The following is a 22,996-nucleotide window of genomic DNA, read 5'->3' as shown; positions in this document are numbered from 1 at the left end:
ATTACAACTTATTAAATGTAGGTATCATCACTGAAAATTACGCGCTAGCAGTTGAATACCAGCAAAAAGTGAGAGAAACGTTATCTGGTTTTCAAGAGGGCGATCTCAAAAATCAGGGCCTGCTAACACTGGGATATTTTTACAATCACGTTGGTGAATTCTCGCTCGCCTCGAAAGTTTTGTCGCAGGTAAAATATGTACGGCTCTCTCCTCGAGATCGTTGTATTTTATCAATGCATCGATTGATCAACACTATAGGATTTGGCCGAAAGAATGCTATAAGCACAAGCTTTCACGAAGGTGAATTTAGGTGTTTAGAAGCTAATGAACACTTGTTGTTTAATGCAGTACTTTTGGAAGCTTCAAAATACTATCTAGACAATGGTATGGTTGAACAAGTTGGCAAGCTACTTGACCAGTACCAAGCAATTATCGTCGGTAATCAATTTCATTATCTCGATAATCAGAGAACCTTACTAGAGTATCATTGGCGAACGAATGATTACGAAAAATCTAAGGTCCATTCTCAACTTTTGATTGAAGAGTTGGAAAGGTTAGAAACCAAAAACTATAACAGTCGTTGGGTGGCTACCAGTTACAAAGTCTTAGCAGACTACTTTAAAAGTCAAGATAATATCGAAAAGGCGCAATATTTTTTAGACCATTATCAACGTCATCTCGAATTTACTCTAAATAAGGAAATCGCTAAAGCTCAAGCTAGAGAGCAAATTCGTCTAGCACAACTTTTAGACGAATCCAAACGTCTCGAGCTTAAACAAAGCTTGTTACAAGCTAACGAAAAGCAGCAGGAAGCGCACTTAGCTCTGCAAGATAGCGTCCAAAATCGTGTCGCAGTGCAATTTTTATTGTTCGCCATCGCCGTGATAATACTGGTGTTGTACGTCTATATGCGACGTTACTTGCGCATTTTGGGACCATTGAAGAAGCAACAGCTGCTAGATAGCGTCAGCGGTGCCCTATCCCGGGAAAGCTTTGTAACGCTTGCAGAATTAAACCTTCCCAAATGGCACAACCACCAAAGCAAGGTGGGTGCCATTGTGATTCGTATTCCGGCAACGCAAGAGTCTTTGATACCGGTATCGGATAACGAACTTCAAGGTGAATATCGTGCCATTAATGAATCGGGCAGTGAAGGTAATTTCTCGGTAAATAAGCAACCTGAATCTACTGCTTCGGAAACGAAAACGAGCGAGCAGGCGAACTTTTCAAAACACCGCTTGTTGGAATACCAGAACCAGTTAATGATGCAAGAAACCGTTTCTGTCACAGCCGAACTGGTCAATAAAACCCTTGGTACAAATCAACCTGAGCCTTGGCCCTGTGCGCCTGATTTTTTCAGTAAACTTAAGATGCTGTACTTTGCCCTATTTAAAGATGGCGAGTATCGTGAATCGAAAAAATCGTTTTTATTGGCCAGAACCAGTTACAGCAAGTTTACCCTGCTCTTGAGCGATACCGACAAAGAGCAGACCCTGGCATTGGCCAATGCGCTGCACAAAAGATTAAGCCTGCATCTAGCCAGAGAAAACGTCGAAATTGGTGTGACTCATAGTGACAATAGTGGTCATCGTTTCCGCTATATCATGATGGATCTGATTGCCGCCCTGCACACGGTAACGGCGAAGAAAAAGGCTAATGAGCAGGATATAGCGTTTTGCCCGCACCCCATTATTGAAAGCCCGAACTATCGGGATAACCAGTCAGCATCCTTGTTTAAGCAGGATCATCCTGGCACTGGAAACCATCAATGTATGGAGGTAGCGGATGCTGAAGATGCCTAAACAACAGATTACAGACGTATTGTTGGCCAGGACAAGGAAATTAAGTCGACGCCCAATTTCCCAAGGAGTTTTAAGGGTTGTAAAGGGGATTTTACCTCTCCCGGTTATGGTTATGAGCTTTTTCATTGCAGTGTCTGTATCGGCTCATGATGCTGCGCCGGATTATCGTGCATGGCAAAACAAAGACCTGCTTGATGAAGCAACGCAGGTACGCTCCACCGACATTGAACTGAGCGCTACGTTACTTGAGATCTTAAAAAATCGAAGCCTGAGTGAACAGGAAAAGGCTCACTATGATCACCTTCAAGCCTATCGTCTGATTCTTGAAGGTAAGTATCAGGACTCTTTAGAAGCCTATCAAAAATTAAAAAAAAGTGATGATGTAAACATCCGCCTTCAGGCATTGAGTTACATCATGAATTTGCACCTCTTACAACGCGATCATCAGCTCGCGGTTGATCAACTCAACGATATTCTTGGCTTATTGCCACATCCGCAAATCGAGCCTGAGCTTTATACCAAAACCTTAATGGGGATTGGTTACTTTCATAATCAATTAGGGGCACATAAACAAGCTCTGGAGTACCTCGGCCGTTTAACCAATCGTCACCTGACGGAACGCCAACAATGCCTGGTGTTTTCCCATAAGCTCAGTGCCTTAATTGGTTTAAATTCAACTTCTCCAGATGACGTGCTTTACCACTCAACGATGAATTTCTGTAAAGACATTGGCGAGACGATTATCGTTGAAGGGGTGATGGCGGATATGGCCGAACTGCAGGTTCGCGAAGGCAATTATGCTTGGGTAATCGACAACCTGGCACCTCGTTTATCGTCAGTAGAAAAAGGCAATTACCCGATGAATAAGGCGGAGTTTTATGCCCATTTGGCGGTGAGTTTTTATCATACGGGTGATACCGAGCGCGCCTGGGAGTTTAGCGTTAAAGCTATGGAATATGCGAGCCAGTTCAGGGTTAATCATGGCCTTTACGAGGCGTCTAAAGTTGCCACAAAACTGGCACGATCAAAAGGTACGCCCGAGCAGGTATACGTGTATATGGCGGATCAACTTGAGCGCCAGCATAATCATTACCTACAACAACGTGCCCAGGAATCGGTGCGCAAACACTTAGAATTTGAGCTAGATAAGAATAAGCAGCTGATAACCGAGCTAAGTGATCACCTGGCAAAACAGCATTCGCAACTGAAAATTGTTAATCGTGAGATTGATGCACTAAGCCAGCAAAACCTTATCAGTATCGGTTACATCGCTCTGGGTGGTATCGTAATTGCTGGTTTGATGCTGAGTGTGTTTGGTATTCGCAGCTCTCGCAACGCGTTGTTAGATAAATTACAACTTGATCCATTAACCAAGGTTTTTCATCGCGCCAATTTATTAAAGCATTTCTCTATAAAGTGGCAGGAGTTACAACAACAGCAGCATAACGCCACGCTACTGTGTTTACAGCTGGATCAGTTATCGGAAATTAACTATCGCAGTGGACACACCTTAACCGATTGGTTGATTGAAAGAACTACGGAAATTCTTCAAGACAATGCGCCACATGGTGCATTAATAGGCCGCTATAAGGGCGATATGCTGGTCATGCTATTACCGAATACCAATATGCATACGCTAATGTTGCTGCACAGCAAAATTATAAAAACCATCGATACGTTAAACCCAAGAATGTTCCTTACCTATCGCTTCCCGTATCACACCACCAGCATGTTGGTCGATTTAAGCGAACGTAAAGAAACCATCTATTCGTTGTTGGCAAGTTGTGAAGCCCGGATGCAAGTGGATTGTCATAAGGATGGGCATAAGCTGATTGTTGATGGCAATAGCGACGCTAGCGACAATTCGGTGAAAGTAGATGCTAAAGCACCTGGGATTGGCGAAGTTAGTAGTACTTAGTTAACTAGCTGTATTGACTCTCAAACCAGCTTTCAAGAATAACCACCGCGGACTGGCAATCAATATTATCTTTTTGCAGATTCCGATAACCACCCTGATTAAACAGGCTTTGTTTTGCATCAGCTGTGGTTAAACGCTCATCCTGCATTTCTACCGGCAAGCCAAAACGGCCGTGTAAGCGATTGGCAAACTTCTTGGCGCGAGCAGTGAATGGTTGCTCGGTGCCGTCCATATTCAAAGGCAGGCCAATTATAAGAATATCCGGCTGCCACTCTTTGATAAGAGCTTCGATTAAATCAAAATTGGGTACTCCATCTTTTGCCTTAATCGCTTTTAATGGCCTGGCGCTACCGGTTATCTCCTGCCCATAGGCAATACCGATATGACGGGTACCAAAGTCAAAACCAAGGGCAGTGCGAGAACCAATAGATGCGGGCAAAACTAAATCTCCAAAGAAAAAGGCAAGTGTAAAAGGAACCCACCCTTTTCACAAGCCAAAGCCTTTTATTGAGACACCCACCTTAAATAGACACCCACCTTAAACAGACACCCACCTTAAATAGACACTCACCTTAAACAGACACCCACCTTAAATAGACACCAACCTTAAACAGACAACTCTAATGAGTCATTAACAAATAGGATTGCTGGCGAACGAAAAAGGCCGATGATTCATCGGCCTCCTGGGTTGTTCAAGTTAGGGGATAACTGAAAGTTTATGCGTGCCCCACTTCGCTGGATAAATGGCCTAGGTCGATACCCAGCTTTTCAGCGGCGCGCTGCCAGCGCAACTCAATTGGGGTTTCAAACAAAATTTGTTTGTCGGCATCCGTATTCAGCCAGGAGTTTTGCTGCAATTCCTGCTCTAACTGACCTGCTGACCAGCCTGCATACCCTAAGGCAACTATAAACTGGTCAGGTGCTTTTTCAGTGCCTAGTGACTGGAGAATATCTTTCGAGGTGGTGATCATGATGTCATCATGCAGTGGCATCGACGAATGCCATCCGGACTGACTGCTATGCAATACAAAGCCACGGTCGGGTGAAACCGGGCCGCCAGCCAACACTCTTTGATTACTGATATCCTGTAGCGGGTGCTCTGTATCGATTTGTTTTAACAATTCTTTAAGGGTGATACGAACGGGAATATTTATGACCAGGCCCATCGCGCCGTTATCATTATGCTCGCAGATGTAGGTCACCGTCTTAGTAAAGTACGGATCATTTAAACTAGGCATGGCTATCAACAACTGGTTTTCTAAACTTTGCACGCAACTCTTCCTATTCTGAGGACCAGGAAGCCAGCGGTTAGCTGGCTTTGCGTTTGTTGTTGTTATTGAGGCGTATTCTGGTTGATGTTTTCTTCAATAGCATCCATCAATTTACCACTGATATTAATTGGGTATGCCGCTTCAATTTCACGAATACAGGTTGGGCTGGTAACATTGATTTCAGTGACTTTATCACCAATAACGTCAAGACCAACAAAATACAAACCACGTTTTTTCAGCTCTGGGGCTATGGTTTCGGCAATTAAGCGATCACTCGCTGACAATGGTCGCGCTTCACCACGTCCACCTGCAGCCAAATTACCTCGGGTTTCTCCTTGGGCAGGAATGCGCGCCAGACAGTACGGCATGGGCTCGCCATTAACGATTAGAATGCGCTTATCGCCATCCACAATCTCAGGCATGTACTCTTGGATCATAGCATACTGGCTACCATGTGCAGTTAAAGTTTCAATGATTACACCAACATTGGCTTCGTCACTTTTCATTCGGAAAATTGACGACCCTCCCATGCCATCAAGAGGTTTTACGATAACGTCTTGATACTGCTTATGAAAGTCTCGGATCTGCTGACTCTTTCGGGTAACAAGGGTTGCCGCTGTTAATTCAGGGAACCAGGCAGTAAATAATTTTTCGTTACAATCGCGAAGGCTCTGAGGCTTATTAACAATCAGAGTACCTTCAATCTCCGCACGTTCAAGAATGTAAGTTGCATAAATATATTCAGTATCAAACGGCGGATCTTTACGCATAATAACGGCATCAAGTTCCTTCAGGGCAATATCCTGCTCGTTATGAAATTCATACCATTTGTTGGCATCGTCAAATACCGTCAGGGTTTTGGTCGTCGCCCTGGCTTCGCCCTGTGTTAAATACAGATCATCCATTTCCATATAATGCAGTTCGTAACCACGCTTTTGCGCTTCAAGCATCATCGCCATGCTGGAGTCTTTGGCAATTTTCACCGTGGTTATCGGATCCATTACTACGCCAAGTTTAATCGTCATCTGAATTTCCTGAATTTTAATGCCATAAGGGCTCATCGAGCCGGAATTGTGTTTGCTATTCTAGTTAAGTAATTTCAACAAGTTAATAGCTTATTGTAAATCACCGAAGCGACACTGTAGAGCAGTAATTGCAGTTAACGCTGCGGTTTCCGTTCTCAATACCCGTGGCCCTAGTAACACTTCGGTGTACCCCAGGGTGTTAGCCTTATCAATCTCCTCGGTAGATAAGCCGCCCTCAGGGCCAATCAATAATCGTACTTTGCTTTGGTGTTGTTCAGCCAAATCTGCCATCGGCAGTGTCATGATGGAATGCTCTGCACGCGGGTGCAGGTTTAGCTTCAAAGCTTGCGTTGATTGAGCCAAAAAGGTGTCCAGCTCTATCGCATCATTTACCTTAGGAACATAGGCACGGCCGGACTGCTCGCAGGCGGAGATGACGATTTTCTGCCATTGCGCTACGCGCTTTTGTAAACGCTCGCCGCTCAGTTTAACCCCACAACGCTCGCTAAATAATGGCGTTATTGAGCGAACACCAAGCTCAACCGACTTTTGTAAGGTAAAGTCCATGCGATCGCCCCGGGATATCACCTGACCTAAGTGCAAATCTAACGGCGATTCATTAGCAACTTCCGATTTATCGACAATCTCGATACGCGCTCTTTTTTTGGCTACCTCGGTTAGTCTGGCCAGGTAATCAAAACCATCGCCATTAAATACACTAATGGCATCACCCTGGATTAATCGCAATACCCTGACAACGTGACCAAAAGCTTCTTCCGATAGCTCAAGGTTTTCACCGGTTGCGTATGTGCCAGGCAGATAGATTCGTGTTTTTGGTGTCATCGCAAAATTATAAATGAAGGTAATTAAACTGCCTGCATTGTACGGAAAAACAAAATAAAAGTCAGATTGTTGCAAGGTTACGTTGCAAAGTCGGTGGTGATGAGGGGCTCCGTGCCCCAGGAAGTTTATCCGTAACGCTTGTTTGCTAGCTTATCGTTGATTGCGTGTAAATAGACAAAAGTAGAATGCTAAACGGTAAAAGGTACTTAATGAATATTCGATATTTTAACGGCATGGGTTACTCCTTGTTTGTTAACGTCACAAAGGAAATGCGCTACAACTAACCACTGCGAGACTATAGCGAGAAACAAGCGTTTTACCAACGCGAGCCATAAGTGGGTATATCAAGCATGATCTATGCCTGAATGAAATCAGATGTATTTACAGTGTGTTAGGGAAGATATCCAGTAATCTCGAGATGATGTGTTAATTCTGCTGACATCGCAGATGTCGGCCAGAGTTGATTTTCGACTAATCCAATTTAGACGTCTAGACGTAAAAAAGTAGATTTATAAACTTTGAGCAGGTAGAATTCGCACTATGTTGATTCTGGCATATGCTTTTTACAGCAAAGCTGGAGAGTCGTTGCGAGTAATACCACGACTGACTTTATTTTTATTACAGAGGCGTTATGGCAAAGCAATACTTTACTTCAGAATCAGTTTCTGAAGGCCACCCAGATAAAATCGCAGACCAGATTTCCGATGCCGTACTGGATGCAATTATCGCCCAGGACAAGCACGCTCGTGTTGCTTGTGAAACTATGGTTAAAACTGGTGTCGCAATCATTTCCGGTGAAGTTACCACCGAAGCCTGGGTTGATTTAGAGAAAATCACCCGTCAGGTAATCTGCGATATTGGTTACACTTCATCCGATGTAGGCTTCGATGGTGAAACCTGCGGTATTATGAACCTGATTGGTCAGCAATCTCCTGAAATCGCTCAGGGTGTTGATCGCGCTAAGCCTGAAGATCAGGGCGCTGGCGACCAGGGTCTGATGTTTGGCTATGCCACCAATGAAACCGAATCGTTAATGCCGGCTCCGCTCTATTACTCTCACCGTTTGGTTGAGCGTCAGGCGGAAGCTCGTAAGTCAGGTATCTTGCCTTGGTTGCGTCCAGATGCGAAATCTCAGGTAACTTTCGTTTACGAAGATGGCAAGCCAATTGCTATCGATACCGTTGTTCTGTCTACACAGCACAATCCGGATATCAAGCAACAGGATCTGTTTGATGCGGTGATGGAAAACATCATTAAGCATACGCTGCCGGCAGAGCTTTTGACCGAAGACACTAAGTACCATATTAACCCGACAGGCCGATTTGTTATCGGTGGTCCCGTTGGTGATTGTGGCCTTACTGGCCGTAAGATCATTGTTGATACTTATGGTGGTATGGCACGTCACGGTGGTGGTGCATTCTCTGGTAAAGATCCATCGAAAGTAGACCGCAGTGCAGCTTATGCTGGCCGTTACGTAGCAAAGAATATTGTTGCTGCTGGTCTTGCCGACCGTTGTGAAATTCAGGTTTCTTATGCTATCGGTGTTGCCGAGCCAACTTCCATTGCCATTGAAACTTTCGGTACCGGTAAAGTTAGCGAAGAAACACTGGTGGAATTGGTACGAGAGCACTTTGATTTACGCCCATACGGCATTACCAAGATGCTTGATTTGCTGCACCCTATGTATCAGCAAACTGCAGCATACGGACACTTTGGTCGTGAGCCGTATGAGATGACCGTGGGTGAAGATACCTTTACCGCATTTAGCTGGGAAAAAACTGACAAAGCGGACGCATTGCGTAAAGCGGCGGGTTTGGATTAAATTTCCTGAAGGTTATTGTAAAAAAGGCAGAGCGTTAGCTCTGCCTTTTTTGGTTTCTTAGCTGACAATTAATCGTCGTCAAGGCCATCAAGGGTGGCGCCTTTAAGTCCGCCCATACCGGTCTGCTCGTTAGAGCGAAGTTTGATCATCAAACGCAGATCGTTCGGTGAATCGGCATGATGCAACGCATCGGTGTAACTGATTTTGCCCGCCTCATACAGGTCAAATAATGCCTGGTCAAAGGTTTGCATACCCAGCTCACGAGATTTTGCCATCACCTCTTTGATATCCCCTACTTCACCCTTCTTAATCAATTCAGCGATATAAGGAGAATTTAAAAGGATCTCGATAGCCGCAGCCCGGCCATTACCGTCACGCGTTGGCACCAGTTGTTGAGCGATGATACCGCGCAGGTTTAATGCTAAGTCGAATAACAACTTACCATGCTGCTCAGCTGGTACCAGGTGCATAATACGGTCTATCGCCTGGTTAGCGTTGTTGGCGTGGAGTGTAGCAATACACAAATGACCAGTTTCTGCGAAACTCAGGGCATGCTCCATGATCTCCTGAGAACGGATTTCACCAATCAGGATAACGTCAGGTGCCTGACGTAGGGAACTTTTCAGTGCCGCGTCAAACGACTCAGTATCCATCCCTACTTCCCGTTGGGTGATCATTGACTTACCGTGCTCGTGAACAAATTCTACCGGATCCTCGATAGTAAGAATGTGGCCACGGGCATTACGGTTTCGATAACCAATCAAAGATGCCATCGAGGTTGATTTACCGGTACCGGTACCACCTACGAATAACACCAGACCGCGCTTTGACATCACCACATCTTTTAGGACCTGTGGTAAACCAAGCTTATCTACATCAGGAATTTCGGTAACGATACGACGGATAACCATCCCCGGCATTTCTCGTTGCCAGAATGCTGAGATACGAAAACGGCCAATACCATCAACCGCTATCGCATAGTTACACTCTTTGGTTTCTTCATATTCCTTCAACTGCTTTTCATTCATTGAACCTTCAACAAGCTCAAGTGCAGAACCATAGTTCATCACCTGGTCATCAATCGGTGTTAATTCACCATTGATTTTTGCACTTGGTGGCAGGTTTACGGTAATGAATAAATCGGAACCATCCTTTTCAATCATGGTTTGCAGTAATTGATGAAAATACATTATCGATTCCCTGATTAGTAAACTTTAAACTGATTTTTATCGGCGGCTTTAGACATTGCATCCTCGCGGGAAATCACACCACGGCTCAATAAGTCCTGCAGACACTGATCCATCGTTTGCATACCATGTTGCATACCGGTCTGAATCGCCGAGTACATTTGTGCAATCTTATCTTCACGAATCAAATTACGAATCGCTGGAACACCAATCATAATTTCATGAGCAGCAACTCGACCACCACCCACTTTCTTGATCAGCGTTTGCGAAATTACTGCGCGTAACGATTCAGAAAGCATTGAACGCACCATATCTTTTTCCGCAGCTGGGAATACATCGATAATACGGTCAATGGTTTTCGGTGCGGAGGTGGTGTGCAAGGTGCCAAAAACCAAGTGACCGGTTTCTGCTGCGGTCATTGCCAGGCGAATGGTTTCAAGGTCACGCATCTCACCAACCAGAATTACATCTGGATCTTCACGAAGTGCTGAACGCAGAGCGTTGTTAAAGCTCAGGGTATCCCGATGAACTTCACGTTGGTTAATCAAACATTGCTTGTTTGGATGCACAAATTCGATTGGATCTTCGATGGTTAAAATGTGATGACGTTTGGTGTCATTAATGTAATCGACCATCGCCGCCAGCGTTGTTGATTTACCAGAACCAGTCGGTCCTGTAACCAGCACCAGGCCACGAGGATTTTCGGAAATAGAACGGAAAATATCCGGACACCCTAATTGGTCCAAAGATAATATTTCACTTGGAATGGTACGGAATACCGCAGCAGGCCCACGATTCTGGTTGAATGCATTTACCCTGAAACGCGCCAGGTTTGGCACTTCAAAGGAGAAATCCACTTCCAAATTTTCTTCGTATTCTTTTCGCTGGCGATCGGTCATAATATCGTAAACCAGCGCGTTGACGTCTTTATCTTCAAGGGCGGGTACGTTAACTTTACGTACATCACCGTCTACTCGAATGGCGGGGGGCATGCCTGTAGATAGATGTAAATCGGATGCATTATGTTCGACACTAAATGCTAATAGTTCGGTAATATCCATACATTCCCTTAACTTATAATCATTATTATAAAGAAATAAAACATGACAGAAGTTGCGACCAAGCTGACGCAGGTACAGAAGCAAATCAATGATGCCTGTAACCAGGCAAACAGAGACCCACAACGAGTAACTCTTCTGGCGGTCAGCAAAACAAAATCAGCGCAGTTAATTCAACAGGCTATTGACGCAGGTCAGCGTCATTTCGGTGAAAACTATGTTCAGGAAGCTGTGGAAAAAATTCAGCAACTTGCCCATAACCCCGAGTTAATCTGGCACTTTATCGGCCCGATACAGGCCAATAAAACCCGCCTGATTGCCGAAAACTTTTCCTGGGTCCACAGTGTTGACCGGGAAAAAATCGCCAAACGCCTAAATGAACAACGTGCTCCTAACATTACCCCCCTGAACGTTTGTTTACAAGTGAATATTAGTGGTGAGCAAAGTAAATCCGGTGTTAATCAGGATGATATTTCCGCTCTTGCAGATTTTATCAACAATTGTAAACACTTACGTTTACGAGGCATTATGGCAATCCCTGAGAAAACCGATGATTCCGAGCAACGTTTACATCGCTTTAACAGCCTGTTTAGCTTGTATCAGCAATTACAACAACGCTATCCTGATGTGGACACCTTATCGATGGGAATGAGTAATGATATGCCAGAAGCAATAGCCAGTGGTTCCACTATGGTGCGCATCGGTACCGCGATTTTTGGCAAGCGCGATTAAACGCTAACCATTCAATATCTCTCTCGCGACTTTTTGGAACTTATATGACAAACACAGAATCGACAATCGCTTTCATCGGCGCCGGCAATATGAGTCACGCTATTATTGCAGGCCTTGTGGCCAAAGGTTACCCGGCGGAAAATATCATTGCCGCGAATCCAAGTACGCCCAAGTTAAAAGCCCTCGAAGCGGACTATGGCATTCAAACCACTCAGGATAATGTTCAGGCATGTAAGCATGCAGACCTTGTAGTTTTAGCGGTTAAGCCCCATCTTATTCAACAGGTATGTCAGCATTTGGCAGCGTCGGTAGATTTGGCAGACAAGTGCTTTGTTAGTGTTGCCGCTGGCGTTGATATTAAGCCAATGCAAACCGCATTAGGCTTTGCTGCGCCGGTCATTCGCTGTATGCCAAATACGCCTTCGCAATTAGGTCTTGGGGTTAGCGGTATGTTTGCCTCAGCTGAAGTCAGCGAGAAACAAAAACAGCAAGCCGATAAGCTAATGGCCAGCGTCGGTATAGTGCAATGGCTGCCAACGGAAGCCAGCATCGACGATTTAATTGCCGTATCAGGCTCAGGACCCGCTTATTTCTTTGCCTTTATGGAAGCGATGCAAAGCAAAGCGATGGCGCTGGGGTTTACACCCGAACAGGCTCGCGCCCTGGTGCAGCAAACCGCACTTGGTGCCGCCCAGATGGTAGTTAACAACAGCAATGATGATATTGCCACCTTGCGTGAAAATGTTACCTCTAAGGGTGGCACGACGCAGCAGGCATTGACGACATTCGCCGAAGGTGGCCTTGCAGAACTGGTCGACAAAGCGATGCAGGCAGCAAAAGACAGAGCCATAGAAATGGCAAAAGCAAACTCGTAAAAACGCTATACTTACTTGAAAATTATTAAAAATTAATAAAATTTGGAGAATCGATGGAAGCGGTAAATTTTCTGCTAAATTTCCTATTTGATACCTATGTATTACTACTGTTACTGCGTGTTTGGCTGCAGGCTGCTCGAGCGGATTTTTACAATCCTTTCAGCCAGTTTGTGGTTAAAGTAACAGCACCGGTCGTTAACCCTTTCCGACGTATCATTCCGGGATTCGGGGGCATTGATGTCGCCACTATTGTCGTTGCAATTATCTTCGGCACTGCTAAGTTCCTGGTACTTTCCGCGGTTAATGGTGCGCCGATCGATTGGCTATCATTCGCGTTCATCGGACTTTTGTACACGATCAAACAGGCTGGCTATCTGATTTTTTGGGTAATGATTTTAATGGCTCTGATGAGTTGGGTGGTACAACAAGGCAATCCGGTACAATTCGTTTTCCACCAATTGACTCAGCCGTTACTCAACCCAATTCGCCGAGTTTTACCGGATATGGGGGGCCTGGACCTGTCAGTGTTAATTGCTTTGGTGGCGTTAAATTTCCTCAACCTGTTTATTGGCGGCGCCTTGCCAATTTGGCGAGTGCTTTAGCAACGAACCGCAGCACCTGAAAATGTCATCAAAACTAATACCAATCCCACTAAGTTTGTGCACCACTCAGAGTTAGGGCCGAGGTTCAGTTACAACATAGATTTTATTGATATAGTCATTCTATATTAATGAAATATAGGGCAGTAAATGGGCCTCTCACTAACTCCCTACGGGTGAGTTTTAAAGGCATTTATTCTGCGTTATTGATTTTGACAATGGAATAACCATTCTCTGCAATCAAAGCCTTGTCTAAAAGCCTTTAAATTCTCACTGAGTGAGCAATAATTTAATGGGATTGGTATAAACGCCCTGCTCCGGGCGTTTTTTATTTACCCATATCAAATTCAGCATAAAATCAGTAACATATTTGAATGTTCAGGCAATCCTCGGTCGATGTCGTTTTTACCGTCTGGTATCAGGGCTTGGTTTTTAAGCTGCCGATTCGATAATTCGCAATGCCCGATTGCTGTTATAATTAATTTAGTTTTGATGAGCTGGAAATAAATATGTTTAAGCCTTGGTTATTGTTAGTTACATGTCTTGTATTTATGAGTACTGCCTCTGCGCAACAACAGGAAAGATACGTTAAGCAACTGGGCGATATGGAAGTCCACTACATTGGCATACCCACCTCCTTTTTGACACCTGAAGTGGCACAAAGCTATAAAATCGAGCGAAGCCGATATCGTGGCCTGGTGAATATTGTCGCTCTGGATACCACCGATGAAGACAAGAAACCTCTGAATGTGGGTATTTCCGGTACCGCTACTAACCTGGTGGGCCAGTCCTTTAATCTCGAATTCACGAAAGTATCCGAAGGCGGTGCCATCTATTACCTTGCCACTGTCGACTATCCAAATGATGAAACCTATCGCTTTGATATTCTCATTAACAACAAAGGCGATGAACAACGTCTTAAGTTCACCCAAAAATTTTATGTTGAAGAGTAAGCCGGGCTTATTGATAGCTGACGGTAATTAGTCTCGGTATAATCCCGAAAATGCGGTATGATGCCGCATTTTTAGTATCTAAGCCTTATTCACGGAACACAATGATGAAACAGTCTTTGGTATTAGCCACCGGTAACCCGGGCAAAGTTAACGAGCTTTCAGAACTTTTGGCAGAGCACCATATTGAAGTGCTTCCGCAAAGTGACTTTGACGTACCGGATGTGCCAGAAACCGGTACAACCTTTGTTGAAAATGCCATCATTAAAGCCCGTCATGCAGCGAAATGCACAGGTCTGCCTGCTATCGCTGATGATTCCGGCCTGGAAGTCGATTTTCTTAAAGGCCAACCCGGTATTTATTCGGCACGCTACGCAGGAGAAGCCGGCAACGATGCTGCCAATAATGAAAAACTGATGCAAGCGATGGAAATCGCTCCTGAAAATCAGCGAAGTGCTCGTTTTCAATGCGTATTGGTTTATATGCGCCATGCCGATGACCCTACCCCAGTTATTTGTCAGGGAACCTGGGAAGGCAGCATAGTCACCGAGCCTCAAGGCGATGAAGGCTTTGGCTATGATCCGCTGTTCTGGGTGGATGCGCACAAATGTACCTCAGCAGAATTGCCCCGTGCGGTTAAAAACCAGTTGAGTCATCGTGGTAAAGCCCTTAAACAACTTTTGAGCCATTTTAAACATCTGGATTAATCATTCGTGCTAGCTGTTCAACCTCTGTCTTTGTACATCCATATTCCCTGGTGTGTGCAAAAATGTCCGTATTGTGATTTTAATTCCCATGCCTTGAAGCAGGATATTGATGAGCCCGCCTATGTTAGGGCGCTGCTAAAAGATCTCGATGATGATATCGAGCGCTTTAAACTAAACCGGCCATTACATTCAATATTTATCGGTGGCGGCACCCCTAGCCTGTTCTCAGCAAAAGCTATTGGCGACATACTCGAAGGTGTTGGTAAACGATTAACCATTAGCGCTGATACCGAGATAACTTTAGAAGCAAACCCTGGCACGGTTGAAGCAGATAAATTTAAAGGTTTTGCCGCTGCCGGTGTAAACCGTCTGTCCATTGGCGTGCAGAGCTTTGCTTCTGACAAGCTGATAAAACTTGGCCGCATTCACGATACTAACCAAGCAATTCGTGCCGCCGAATTAGCCCATCAAGCGGGTATTCGCAGTTTTAACCTGGACTTAATGCACGGTCTGGAGCAACAAAGCGTTACTGCGGCGATGGATGATTTGCGTCAGGCCATCAACCTGAATCCTCAGCATCTGTCCTGGTATCAGTTGACCATTGAACCGAATACCGCGTTTTATTCAAAACCCCCGACGTTACCGGAAGATGAAATTCTCTGGGATATACAGGAGGCAGGGTTTGAACTGCTGGCAAGTGCTGGCTATCAGCAATATGAGATATCGGCGTTCAGCAAAGGTGAAGCGTTTCAAAGCCGTCACAATTTAAATTACTGGCAGAACGGTGATTATCTGGGAATAGGTTGTGGTGCCCACGGTAAGATAACCGATATTAACGGGCAAACGATTCATCGCACGGTGAAAATAAAACACCCGAAAGGTTATTTAGAGCCTGGACGATCGGCGTTGGATCATTGGCATCAGGTAGCGGAAGCGGAGCGCCCATTTGAATACATGATGAATCGCCTGCGCTTATTCAAACCTTTTAGCCTGTCAGACTATCAACAGGCTACGGGATTAGGCGCAGACAGCATCGATGACGCCCTTCAACAGGCCTGCGGCAAAGGGCTGCTGGAGGCCAGGAATAATCACTTTCAGGTCACCCCACAAGGGCACCGATATTTAAACGATTTACTGTCGTTGTTCTTATAAATTATCGATTTCGCTTTTTAAATCGTAGCCTTTGTCGGTTACGATTTTTTCAAGAGTCTCAACCCGTGTTTTCAGCTCGCCAATCTCATTCATCAATTCATCATGTTGTTTTTTTGAATGCTTACTATTGTGCTGTAATTTCTGACGTTGATTGAAATATTCATAAATCAACGAACAAACCACGATAATAATGACAAAATTAAATACGCTCATCTTGCTTTTCTTCCCCTCTTCGAAACTGAATTTTAGATTAAGTTAATTGACTACTATAGAATAAGCAATAAGCAGACCAATGCCGATTTATTTGCGAAAAATGGCGTTAAACCAGAAGATTAGCGCTATCAGACAAATATACGATAAAACGAAAGTGAAGTAGAATTAACCAACTTCGACCAATTATTAGTTAAATTTACCAATTTACGAGATTATTCATGACCCAAGAGACATTAGCCCAGGATCAAGCGTTTATGCGTGCCGCCATGGAGGAAGCCGAACGTGCTGCCGAATTTGGGGAAATTCCTGTGGGTGCTGTGCTTGTGCATCAAGGTGAAATAATCGCCCGAGGCTGTAACCAGAGCATTACCTTGAACGATCCGTCCGCTCATGCTGAAATGCAGGCGATCCGCGCAGCCGGCGAGGTTTTGAATAACTATCGAATGCTCGATTGTACCTTGTATGTCACTCTGGAGCCTTGCCCGATGTGCGCCGGCTTGTTGGTTCATAGTCGAATCAAACGATTGGTGTTTGGGGCCAGTGATTTAAAAACCGGTTCTTGTGGCAGTGTATTTAATTTAACCCAATCGGAAAAATTGAATCACCAGCTTGAGGTTACATCTGGTGTTTTAGGTGAGGAATGCTCTGCTAATCTCTCGGCATTTTTTAAGAAACGTCGTGACGAGAAAAAACAACAAAAGTTAGCGAAGCGTTCTCAACGCTAGCACTAAGACTTGTGATTAAAAATTTGGTCGAAAGACCTGATGGAACTGACCAGAAGACTAGTGCTAAGTCTAGTTACCTTCCTGATTTTGTAGTACGACCCGAAAGAACACCCGGTAACGAGCATTGACTTTACGATGGGTTGAACGGGCCTGACGACGTCGATGGTTAGCTCTTAACGCTTTTCTTTTCATGACAACCTCCGTTTCCCAATACCAATTTAGTCCACTCAGCTTTGTATCAATCATATTCATTGAATTGAATAGTGAAATATACCATCACAAAAATTTGCTAAGTGTTCAGAAATTGATGTTGATTGGTATAAGTATACAAAACCAATATGACACTTTTGTTACTAAGTTGTCTATTGCTGATTTCAGGCTTCGGAGAAAAACCGGAAAATAAGCGTTAATTCTTTTCTTTTCATAATCTTAAACTGCACCAGATTTTATTAATTTTGATGCAGATTTTCGTCGTCTAAATGCACTAAGGTGTCGTAATAAGCGCGAATATTCTCAACATAGCGCACCGGCTCATCACCGCGAACATAACCAAATTTGGCGTCCTGATAGTACTTGCGCTGTTTCAATAACGGTAAGGTTTCTTTGACATCTAGCCATCGATCCGGGTCACCACCACGTTCTTCCGTTAACAGTCTGGCATCATCAAGGTGTCCCCAGCCGATATTGTATGCGGCTAGTGCAAACCACTGGCGATCAGGGTTACTGATACGGTGTGGAATGCGCGAAAACATTTGCTGAAATAATTTAGCAGAACCACGAATACTTTGCTCGGCATCCAAACGTGAGTGAACATCCAGCTGTCTGGCGGTTTTCTTATCCAGCATCATAATGCCGCGCCCGCCAGTGTGTGATCTTGCTGTTGGTTGCCACTGTGATTCCTGATACGAAATAGCTGCCAATAAACGCCAATCCATGCCTTCGGCATGACGACGAAACATGGATTCGAACTGCGGTAATTTAACTTTCGCAGCGTTGATAAAACCACTGTTATCAATGCCGGCTATGCTGATGGCATCGGTATAATATTTTTGCGTCAGGGTAAGCAAGGTACCGTTATGATGAACCTCGCCGAAGAACTCAATCAACGATGAAAGAAAAGCGTCATCCGCCTCCTGACTGAGCATCCAGGCAATGGGCTGCGCTTTTTGAATGGTAAAGGCAACGCTGAGCTGCGGATAGTGTTGCTGGTTTAACGCTAAGGTATTTGAATCAACGACGGTGAAATCGATGTCACCTTCAACAACCGCTCTTAATAACTCTTCGCTATCGTGCTTGTCGGTTTCCTGCCAGCTCAGGTTAGGTTGTAGTTTTTTTAGCTGCACCAGATTCTGAGCATGGGATGAATCTTTCATCACCACAAAATCGCCATCAATTTCGTTGATGGATTGCGGCCACTTTCCGCCCTGTTTAAACACCAGTTCCTGAGAAACCTGGCCATAGCCTGGCGCGAAGCGATAGTGTTGTTGTCTTTCTTTGGTAACGGTAATGCCAGCGGCAATAACATCCACCTGGCCTTTATCCAATTTAGAGATTAAATCGCTGAGGTTATGTACCGAAACCATTTGCAATTCTATCCCCAGATACTCACTGTATTTTTGCGCCAGCTCATATTCAAAACCGGCTTCATTTGAACCTTTGCGATAATAGTTTCCAGGGCCATGCAAGGTACCGACGCGCAGGGTTTTGCGTTCGAGAATTTGTTTTAACGAGCTGGGCTTTTGTGGATCGCTACAGGCACTAAGAGACATAACCAGAACGGAGATCAAAGCGATACGAAGATATTGAGCGATAAGGATAAAATTTTTCATAACAATTTTATTGTGTCGTGAATTATCAAAATTTTACAGTACTTTTTCGAATTTGTTTGTTCTCAGGCCGTTTTTGTCTTATCAAAGGTCATCTTTTCTTCTATAATGCGCACCAAAATTACCCCTTCAATCTAACCATGGTATTTAGTTTATGGAAATCCTACGCGGCGCTCCGGCGTTATCCGATTTCAGAATAAAAAAGCTCCTGGCGCAATGTGCGCAATTGAACCTGCCCGTTAAAGACGTTTACGCAGAGTTTATGCACTTCTCGCACAACAGTGCGGCGTTGACCAGCGATGAGCTCAGCAAACTTGAAAAGCTGCTGACCTACGGGCCGACAATCGAAGAACACGAACCTCAAGGTACATTATTCCTCGTCACTCCCCGCCCCGGCACCATCTCCCCCTGGTCCTCCAAATCTACCGACATCGCACACAACTGTGGCTTAGATAAAATAATCCGACTTGAACGTGGTATCGCCTACTACGTAGAAACCAGCGAAGCATTAACGGCTGAACAAACCAATGCGTTAACGGCTTTGTTCCACGATCGCATGATGGAAGTGGTATTTAGTAAATTTGAACAAGTTGAATCTTTATTTGCCAGCGCTGAACCGGGTTCTCTAACCTCGGTTGACATCATTGGTGGTGGCCGTGAAGCGCTAGCGACCGCCAATATCGATTTAGGCCTGGCCTTAGCGGACGATGAAATCGACTACTTAGTGGATAATTTCACTAAGCTTGGCCGCAATCCGAACGACATCGAATTGTATATGTTTGCCCAGGCAAATTCGGAACACTGTCGTCATAAGATTTTTAACGCCGACTGGACCATCGACGGCGAAGCGCAGCCAAAATCATTATTCAAAATGATTAAAAACACCTATGAGCAAAACAGCGATTACGTGTTAAGTGCTTATAAAGATAACGCTGCGGTTATGACAGGTTCTGAAGCCGGCCGTTTCTTCCCGAACCCGGTTAGCAAAGAATACGAATACACTCAGGAAGACATTCATATCCTGATGAAGGTTGAAACCCACAACCACCCAACGGCTATCTCACCTTACCCAGGTGCTGCTACCGGTTCTGGTGGTGAAATTCGTGATGAAGGTGCTACCGGTATTGGTTCTAAGCCAAAAGCGGGTCTGGTTGGTTTTACCGTATCGAACCTTCGCATTCCAGGTTTTGAACAGCCATGGGAAACCGATTTTGGCAAGCCCGGTCGTATCGTATCGGCACTGGATATTATGATCGAAGGTCCATTAGGTGGCGCTGCGTTTAACAACGAATTTGGTCGCCCGAATATCCTTGGTTACTTCCGTACCTACGAAGAACAGGTTCACTCGTTCAATGGTGAAGAAGTTCGTGGTTACCACAAGCCAATCATGCTTGCTGGTGGTTTAGGTAATATCCGTGAAGAGCACGTGCAAAAAGGTGAAATCGTAGTTGGTGCCAGCCTGATTGCATTAGGTGGCCCGGCAATGAACATTGGTCTTGGTGGCGGCGCGGCTTCCTCCATGGCTTCAGGTCAGTCAAACGAAGATTTAGACTTTGCTTCTGTACAACGTGAAAACCCAGAAATGGAGCGTCGTTGTCAGGAAGTTATCGACCGCTGTTGGCAGTTGGGTGATGACAACCCAATTCTGTTTATCCACGATGTGGGTGCTGGTGGCCTTTCTAATGCATTCCCAGAGCTGGTCGCTGATGCTGGCCGTGGTGGTAAATTTGAGCTGCGCAATGTACCAAACGATGAGCGTAGCATGTCACCACTGGAAATCTGGTGTAACGAATCTCAGGAACGTTATGTATTAGCAGTAGCACCAGAGCGCATGGATGAGTTTAAAGCCATCTGTGATCGCGAGCGTGCCCCATTCGCCGTTGTCGGCTATGCCACTGAAGAAGAACATCTAACCCTTACTGACGAACATTTTGCTGATGACGCGGATAAGAATACGCCAATCGATTTGTCACTTGATTTATTGCTTGGTAAGCCGCCGAAGATGCACCGTCAGGTAGAAAGCAAAAGCGAAACCGGTAAAGACTTATCACTTGCAGACGTTGATTTAAACGATGCAGCGGATCGTATTTTAAGCTTGCCAACGGTTGCTGAGAAAACCTTCCTTATCACCATTGGTGATCGCACCGTAACCGGTATGGTTAATCGTGATCAGATGGTTGGTCCCTGGCAGGTACCAGTGGCAGATTGTGCGGTTACCGCGGCTGCCCTTGATAGCTACCATGGTGAAGCTATGTCCATGGGTGAGCGCACGCCAGTTGCTTTGCTTAACTATGGCGCCTCTGCACGCTTAGCGGTAGCAGAATCTCTAACCAACATCGCCAGTGCCGATATCGGTGATTTAAACCGTATCAAGCTTTCTGCAAACTGGATGGCTGCAGCTGGTCATCCAGGTGAAGATGCCGGCCTTTACGAAGCCGTAAAAGCCGTTGGTGAAGAGTTATGTCCAGCCTTAGGCTTGACCATCCCTGTTGGTAAAGACTCGATGTCAATGAAGACTAAGTGGCAGGACGAGAGCGGCGCTGATAAAGCCGTTACTGCACCACTTTCATTGATTATCACTGCCTTTGGCCGTGTAGAAGACATTCGCAAAACGGTAACTCCTCAGCTTCGTACTGATAAAGGCGATTCACGTATCGTTGCTATCGATTTGTCTGGCGGTAAGAACCGTTTAGGTGGTTCGTGTCTGGCACAGGTTTACAAGCAACTGGGTACACAAACACCTGATGTTGACGATCCACAAGTTCTGAAAGGTTTCTTCAACGCCATTCAGCATTTGGTTCGTGAACAAAAACTGCTTGCATACCATGACCGTTCAGACGGTGGTTTATTCACTGCTGTCGCGGAAATGGCATTTGCCGGTCACACTGGTGTTGATATTGATATCAGCAAACTTGCCGGTGATGACTTAAGCGTTCTATTCCACGAAGAGCTGGGCGCGGTGATTCAAATCCGTGAGTCAGATGTTGATGCAATCCATGCCATCTTCGAAGAGCACGGCATCTTAGAATACTGCGCTGATATTGGTCGCTTAAACAATGACGATCAAATTCGCTTTAGCCGTGACGGTAAAGAAGTACTAACCAACACTCGTACTCACTTCCGTACTACCTGGGCAAATACTACGTACAAGATGCAATCGTTACGTGATAACCCAGAGTGTGCCGAGCAAGAGCACATGCTTAAGTTCGATACCGAAGATCCGGGTCTTAACGTACACCTGACTTTTGACATCAACGAAGATATCGTTGCCGGTCACATTGCTGCAGACGCCGAAGATGAAAGCAATCCGAAAGTTGCCATTTTACGTGAGCAAGGTGTTAACTCGCATGTTGAAATGGCAGCGGCATTTGATCGCGCAGGCTTTATCACTGTCGACGTTCACATGTCAGATGTATTAGCTGGCCGCGTTGATTTGGCCGACTTTAAAGGCCTTGTTGCCTGTGGTGGTTTCTCTTACGGTGACGTACTAGGTGCTGGTGAAGGTTGGGCGAAGTCAATTTTATTCAACGACAAAGCCCGCGAGATGTTCAAAACCTTCTTCCACCGTGAAGATACCTTCTCATTAGGTGTGTGTAATGGTTGTCAGATGCTGTCGAACCTACATGAGATTATCCCGGGTTCTGATGCATGGCCGCGTTTCGTGCAGAATAGATCTGAGCGTTTTGAAGCACGTTTCTCGTTGGTAGAGATTCAGGAAAGCCCGTCAATCTTCTTTAAAGATATGGAAGGTTCACGTATGCCAATCGCGGTATCACACGGTGAAGGTCGCGCAGAATTTGCATCTGATGATGCCATTGCAAACGCCAACGACTCTGGCACAGTAGCAATGCGTTATGTCGACAACTACGGTCAGGTTACCGAAACCTATCCTTCGAACCCGAATGGTTCTCCGGACGGTATCACCTCGTTAACCACAACCGATGGTCGCGTAACCATTATGATGCCTCACCCTGAGCGAGTATTCAGAACCGTTGCTAACTCATGGCATCCAGATGAGTGGCAGGAAGACTCACCTTGGGTCCGCATGTTCCGCAACGCCAGAAAATTTGTTGGCTAAGCCGCCGCCAAACTGACGTTAAAAAAAGCGCCTTTCGGCGCTTTTTTTGTTTTGGGGTCAGCCAACTTGCTCTTCGGGGTCGGACGCATTTTTAGCTTTCCATAAAAATGGCTCTGAACCCATGATCTGCTGTTTACTCAAAACACTCAGCAATTAAACGCTTTTCCTAGTTGCTGAGTGGCGAATTTCCCAAATTCGTTAAACGGCAGCCGC

General features: G+C 45.2%; 20 protein-coding genes. 11 read left to right on the top strand and 9 right to left on the bottom strand.

The features are described from left to right. Positions 1–353 precede the first annotated feature (353 nt). Together FNC98_RS03125 and FNC98_RS03120 are read left to right on the top strand one after the other, a co-directional pair. Complete coding sequence (locus FNC98_RS03125; protein WP_143579894.1) at positions 354–1,802, top strand: hypothetical protein; 1,449 nt, start codon at positions 354–356, stop codon at positions 1,800–1,802. Positions 1,803–1,914: 112 nt separating this feature from the next. Then, positions 1,915–3,720: a GGDEF domain-containing protein gene (locus FNC98_RS03120; RefSeq protein WP_185968044.1), complete on the top strand. Its 1,806-nt coding sequence runs from the start codon at positions 1,915–1,917 to the stop codon at positions 3,718–3,720. A gap of 4 nt (positions 3,721–3,724) precedes the next feature. Here FNC98_RS03120 and ruvX read toward each other — a convergent pair whose 3' ends face one another. From ruvX to rsmE, 4 genes are all read right to left on the bottom strand, one after another. Next, positions 3,725–4,159, bottom strand: coding sequence for a Holliday junction resolvase RuvX (gene ruvX / locus FNC98_RS03115; protein ID WP_221932917.1), 435 nt, complete (start codon positions 4,157–4,159; stop codon positions 3,725–3,727). 277 nt (positions 4,160–4,436) lie between these two features. Further along, positions 4,437–4,991, bottom strand: a complete 555-nt coding sequence (locus tag FNC98_RS03110) for a YqgE/AlgH family protein (protein ID WP_143579892.1) — start codon at positions 4,989–4,991, stop codon at positions 4,437–4,439. 62 nt (positions 4,992–5,053) lie between these two features. Continuing rightward, positions 5,054–6,016, bottom strand: a complete 963-nt coding sequence (gene gshB, locus FNC98_RS03105; protein WP_143579891.1) for a glutathione synthase — start codon at positions 6,014–6,016, stop codon at positions 5,054–5,056. Between the two features lie 90 nt (positions 6,017–6,106). Continuing rightward, positions 6,107–6,859 carry a 16S rRNA (uracil(1498)-N(3))-methyltransferase gene (gene rsmE / locus FNC98_RS03100; protein ID WP_143579890.1) on the bottom strand — a complete coding sequence of 251 codons (753 nt, stop codon included), beginning with the start codon at positions 6,857–6,859 and terminating at the stop codon, positions 6,107–6,109. 631 nt (positions 6,860–7,490) lie between these two features. On the opposite strand from rsmE, the gene metK reads away from it, so the two are divergent. Then, complete coding sequence (metK, locus tag FNC98_RS03095) at positions 7,491–8,681, top strand: methionine adenosyltransferase (RefSeq protein ID WP_143579889.1); 1,191 nt, start codon at positions 7,491–7,493, stop codon at positions 8,679–8,681. A gap of 68 nt (positions 8,682–8,749) precedes the next feature. On the opposite strand, the gene FNC98_RS03090 is transcribed toward metK, so the two are convergent. Further along, the gene (locus tag FNC98_RS03090; RefSeq protein WP_143579888.1) at positions 8,750–9,871 is read right to left on the bottom strand and encodes a PilT/PilU family type 4a pilus ATPase; all 1,122 of its coding nucleotides are present in this window, start codon (positions 9,869–9,871) and stop codon (positions 8,750–8,752) included. A 14-nt stretch (positions 9,872–9,885) separates the two neighbouring features. Next, positions 9,886–10,929, bottom strand: a complete 1,044-nt coding sequence (locus tag FNC98_RS03085) for a type IV pilus twitching motility protein PilT (protein ID WP_143579887.1) — start codon at positions 10,927–10,929, stop codon at positions 9,886–9,888. A gap of 42 nt (positions 10,930–10,971) precedes the next feature. Between FNC98_RS03085 and FNC98_RS03080 the strand changes: the two genes are divergently transcribed. From FNC98_RS03080 to hemW, 6 genes are all read left to right on the top strand, one after another. Next, the gene (locus FNC98_RS03080; RefSeq protein ID WP_143579886.1) at positions 10,972–11,658 is read left to right on the top strand and encodes a YggS family pyridoxal phosphate-dependent enzyme; all 687 of its coding nucleotides are present in this window, start codon (positions 10,972–10,974) and stop codon (positions 11,656–11,658) included. 44 nt (positions 11,659–11,702) lie between these two features. Continuing rightward, positions 11,703–12,533: a pyrroline-5-carboxylate reductase gene (proC, locus tag FNC98_RS03075; RefSeq protein WP_143579885.1), complete on the top strand. Its 831-nt coding sequence runs from the start codon at positions 11,703–11,705 to the stop codon at positions 12,531–12,533. Positions 12,534–12,586: 53 nt separating this feature from the next. Further along, positions 12,587–13,135 (top strand): YggT family protein, encoded by a 549-nt coding sequence (locus FNC98_RS03070; RefSeq protein WP_143579884.1) that lies wholly within the window; start codon positions 12,587–12,589, stop codon positions 13,133–13,135. Positions 13,136–13,641: 506 nt separating this feature from the next. Continuing rightward, the gene (locus tag FNC98_RS03065; RefSeq protein ID WP_143579883.1) at positions 13,642–14,085 is read left to right on the top strand and encodes a DUF4426 domain-containing protein; all 444 of its coding nucleotides are present in this window, start codon (positions 13,642–13,644) and stop codon (positions 14,083–14,085) included. 104 nt (positions 14,086–14,189) lie between these two features. After that, positions 14,190–14,789 (top strand): XTP/dITP diphosphatase, encoded by a 600-nt coding sequence (locus tag FNC98_RS03060; protein ID WP_144035433.1) that lies wholly within the window; start codon positions 14,190–14,192, stop codon positions 14,787–14,789. Between the two features lie 6 nt (positions 14,790–14,795). Continuing rightward, the gene (hemW, locus tag FNC98_RS03055; RefSeq protein ID WP_143579882.1) at positions 14,796–15,941 is read left to right on the top strand and encodes a radical SAM family heme chaperone HemW; all 1,146 of its coding nucleotides are present in this window, start codon (positions 14,796–14,798) and stop codon (positions 15,939–15,941) included. On the opposite strand, the gene FNC98_RS03050 is transcribed toward hemW, so the two are convergent. Next, positions 15,936–16,154, bottom strand: coding sequence for a phage shock protein B (locus tag FNC98_RS03050; protein ID WP_143579881.1), 219 nt, complete (start codon positions 16,152–16,154; stop codon positions 15,936–15,938). The two genes, hemW and FNC98_RS03050, sit on opposite strands and share 6 nt — an antisense overlap. Positions 16,155–16,372: 218 nt before the next feature. Between FNC98_RS03050 and tadA the strand changes: the two genes are divergently transcribed. Then, positions 16,373–16,879, top strand: a complete 507-nt coding sequence (tadA, locus tag FNC98_RS03045; RefSeq protein WP_143579880.1) for a tRNA adenosine(34) deaminase TadA — start codon at positions 16,373–16,375, stop codon at positions 16,877–16,879. A 69-nt stretch (positions 16,880–16,948) separates the two neighbouring features. Here the strand turns inward: tadA and FNC98_RS16915 are convergent, their stop codons facing one another. Beyond that, a complete protein-coding gene (locus tag FNC98_RS16915; protein WP_260680427.1) occupies positions 16,949–17,071 on the bottom strand; it encodes a hypothetical protein in 123 nt (40 codons plus the stop codon). Between the two features lie 257 nt (positions 17,072–17,328). Then, on the bottom strand, positions 17,329–18,708 hold the full coding sequence (mltF, locus tag FNC98_RS03040) for a membrane-bound lytic murein transglycosylase MltF (RefSeq protein ID WP_143579879.1): 1,380 nt from the start codon (positions 18,706–18,708) through the stop codon (positions 17,329–17,331). Between the two features lie 151 nt (positions 18,709–18,859). Here mltF and purL point away from each other — a divergent pair, with 151 nt between their 5' ends. Continuing rightward, positions 18,860–22,783 (top strand): phosphoribosylformylglycinamidine synthase, encoded by a 3,924-nt coding sequence (gene purL, locus FNC98_RS03035; RefSeq protein ID WP_143579878.1) that lies wholly within the window; start codon positions 18,860–18,862, stop codon positions 22,781–22,783. Positions 22,784–22,996: the final 213 nt, after the last annotated feature.

This window comes from Thalassotalea sp. PS06 (assembly GCF_007197775.1).
Lineage (GTDB): Bacteria > Pseudomonadota > Gammaproteobacteria > Enterobacterales > Alteromonadaceae > Thalassotalea_A.
The sequence above is the reverse complement of the archived record's forward strand: the minus strand, read 5'-3'. Positions and strand labels throughout refer to the sequence as shown.

Bases quoted from the DNA above. Each gene is read 5' to 3' on its own strand.
- gshB (WP_143579891.1), bottom strand. From the start codon at position 6,016: ATGACGATTAAACTTGGCGTAGTAATGGATCCGATAACCACGGTGAAA.
- FNC98_RS03065 (WP_143579883.1), top strand. From the start codon at position 13,642: ATGTTTAAGCCTTGGTTATTGTTAGTTACATGTCTTGTATTTATGAGT.
- metK (WP_143579889.1), top strand. From the start codon at position 7,491: ATGGCAAAGCAATACTTTACTTCAGAATCAGTTTCTGAAGGCCACCCA.
- FNC98_RS03090 (WP_143579888.1), bottom strand. From the start codon at position 9,871: ATGTATTTTCATCAATTACTGCAAACCATGATTGAAAAGGATGGTTCC.
- FNC98_RS03085 (WP_143579887.1), bottom strand. From the start codon at position 10,929: ATGGATATTACCGAACTATTAGCATTTAGTGTCGAACATAATGCATCC.
- FNC98_RS16915 (WP_260680427.1), bottom strand. From the start codon at position 17,071: ATGAAAAGAAAAGCGTTAAGAGCTAACCATCGACGTCGTCAGGCCCGT.
- FNC98_RS03070 (WP_143579884.1), top strand. From the start codon at position 12,587: ATGGAAGCGGTAAATTTTCTGCTAAATTTCCTATTTGATACCTATGTA.
- FNC98_RS03080 (WP_143579886.1), top strand. From the start codon at position 10,972: ATGACAGAAGTTGCGACCAAGCTGACGCAGGTACAGAAGCAAATCAAT.
- mltF (WP_143579879.1), bottom strand. From the start codon at position 18,708: ATGAAAAATTTTATCCTTATCGCTCAATATCTTCGTATCGCTTTGATC.
- purL (WP_143579878.1), top strand. From the start codon at position 18,860: ATGGAAATCCTACGCGGCGCTCCGGCGTTATCCGATTTCAGAATAAAA.
- FNC98_RS03050 (WP_143579881.1), bottom strand. From the start codon at position 16,154: ATGAGCGTATTTAATTTTGTCATTATTATCGTGGTTTGTTCGTTGATT.
- FNC98_RS03120 (WP_185968044.1), top strand. From the start codon at position 1,915: ATGAGCTTTTTCATTGCAGTGTCTGTATCGGCTCATGATGCTGCGCCG.
- tadA (WP_143579880.1), top strand. From the start codon at position 16,373: ATGACCCAAGAGACATTAGCCCAGGATCAAGCGTTTATGCGTGCCGCC.
- rsmE (WP_143579890.1), bottom strand. From the start codon at position 6,859: ATGACACCAAAAACACGAATCTATCTGCCTGGCACATACGCAACCGGT.
- proC (WP_143579885.1), top strand. From the start codon at position 11,703: ATGACAAACACAGAATCGACAATCGCTTTCATCGGCGCCGGCAATATG.
- FNC98_RS03060 (WP_144035433.1), top strand. From the start codon at position 14,190: ATGAAACAGTCTTTGGTATTAGCCACCGGTAACCCGGGCAAAGTTAAC.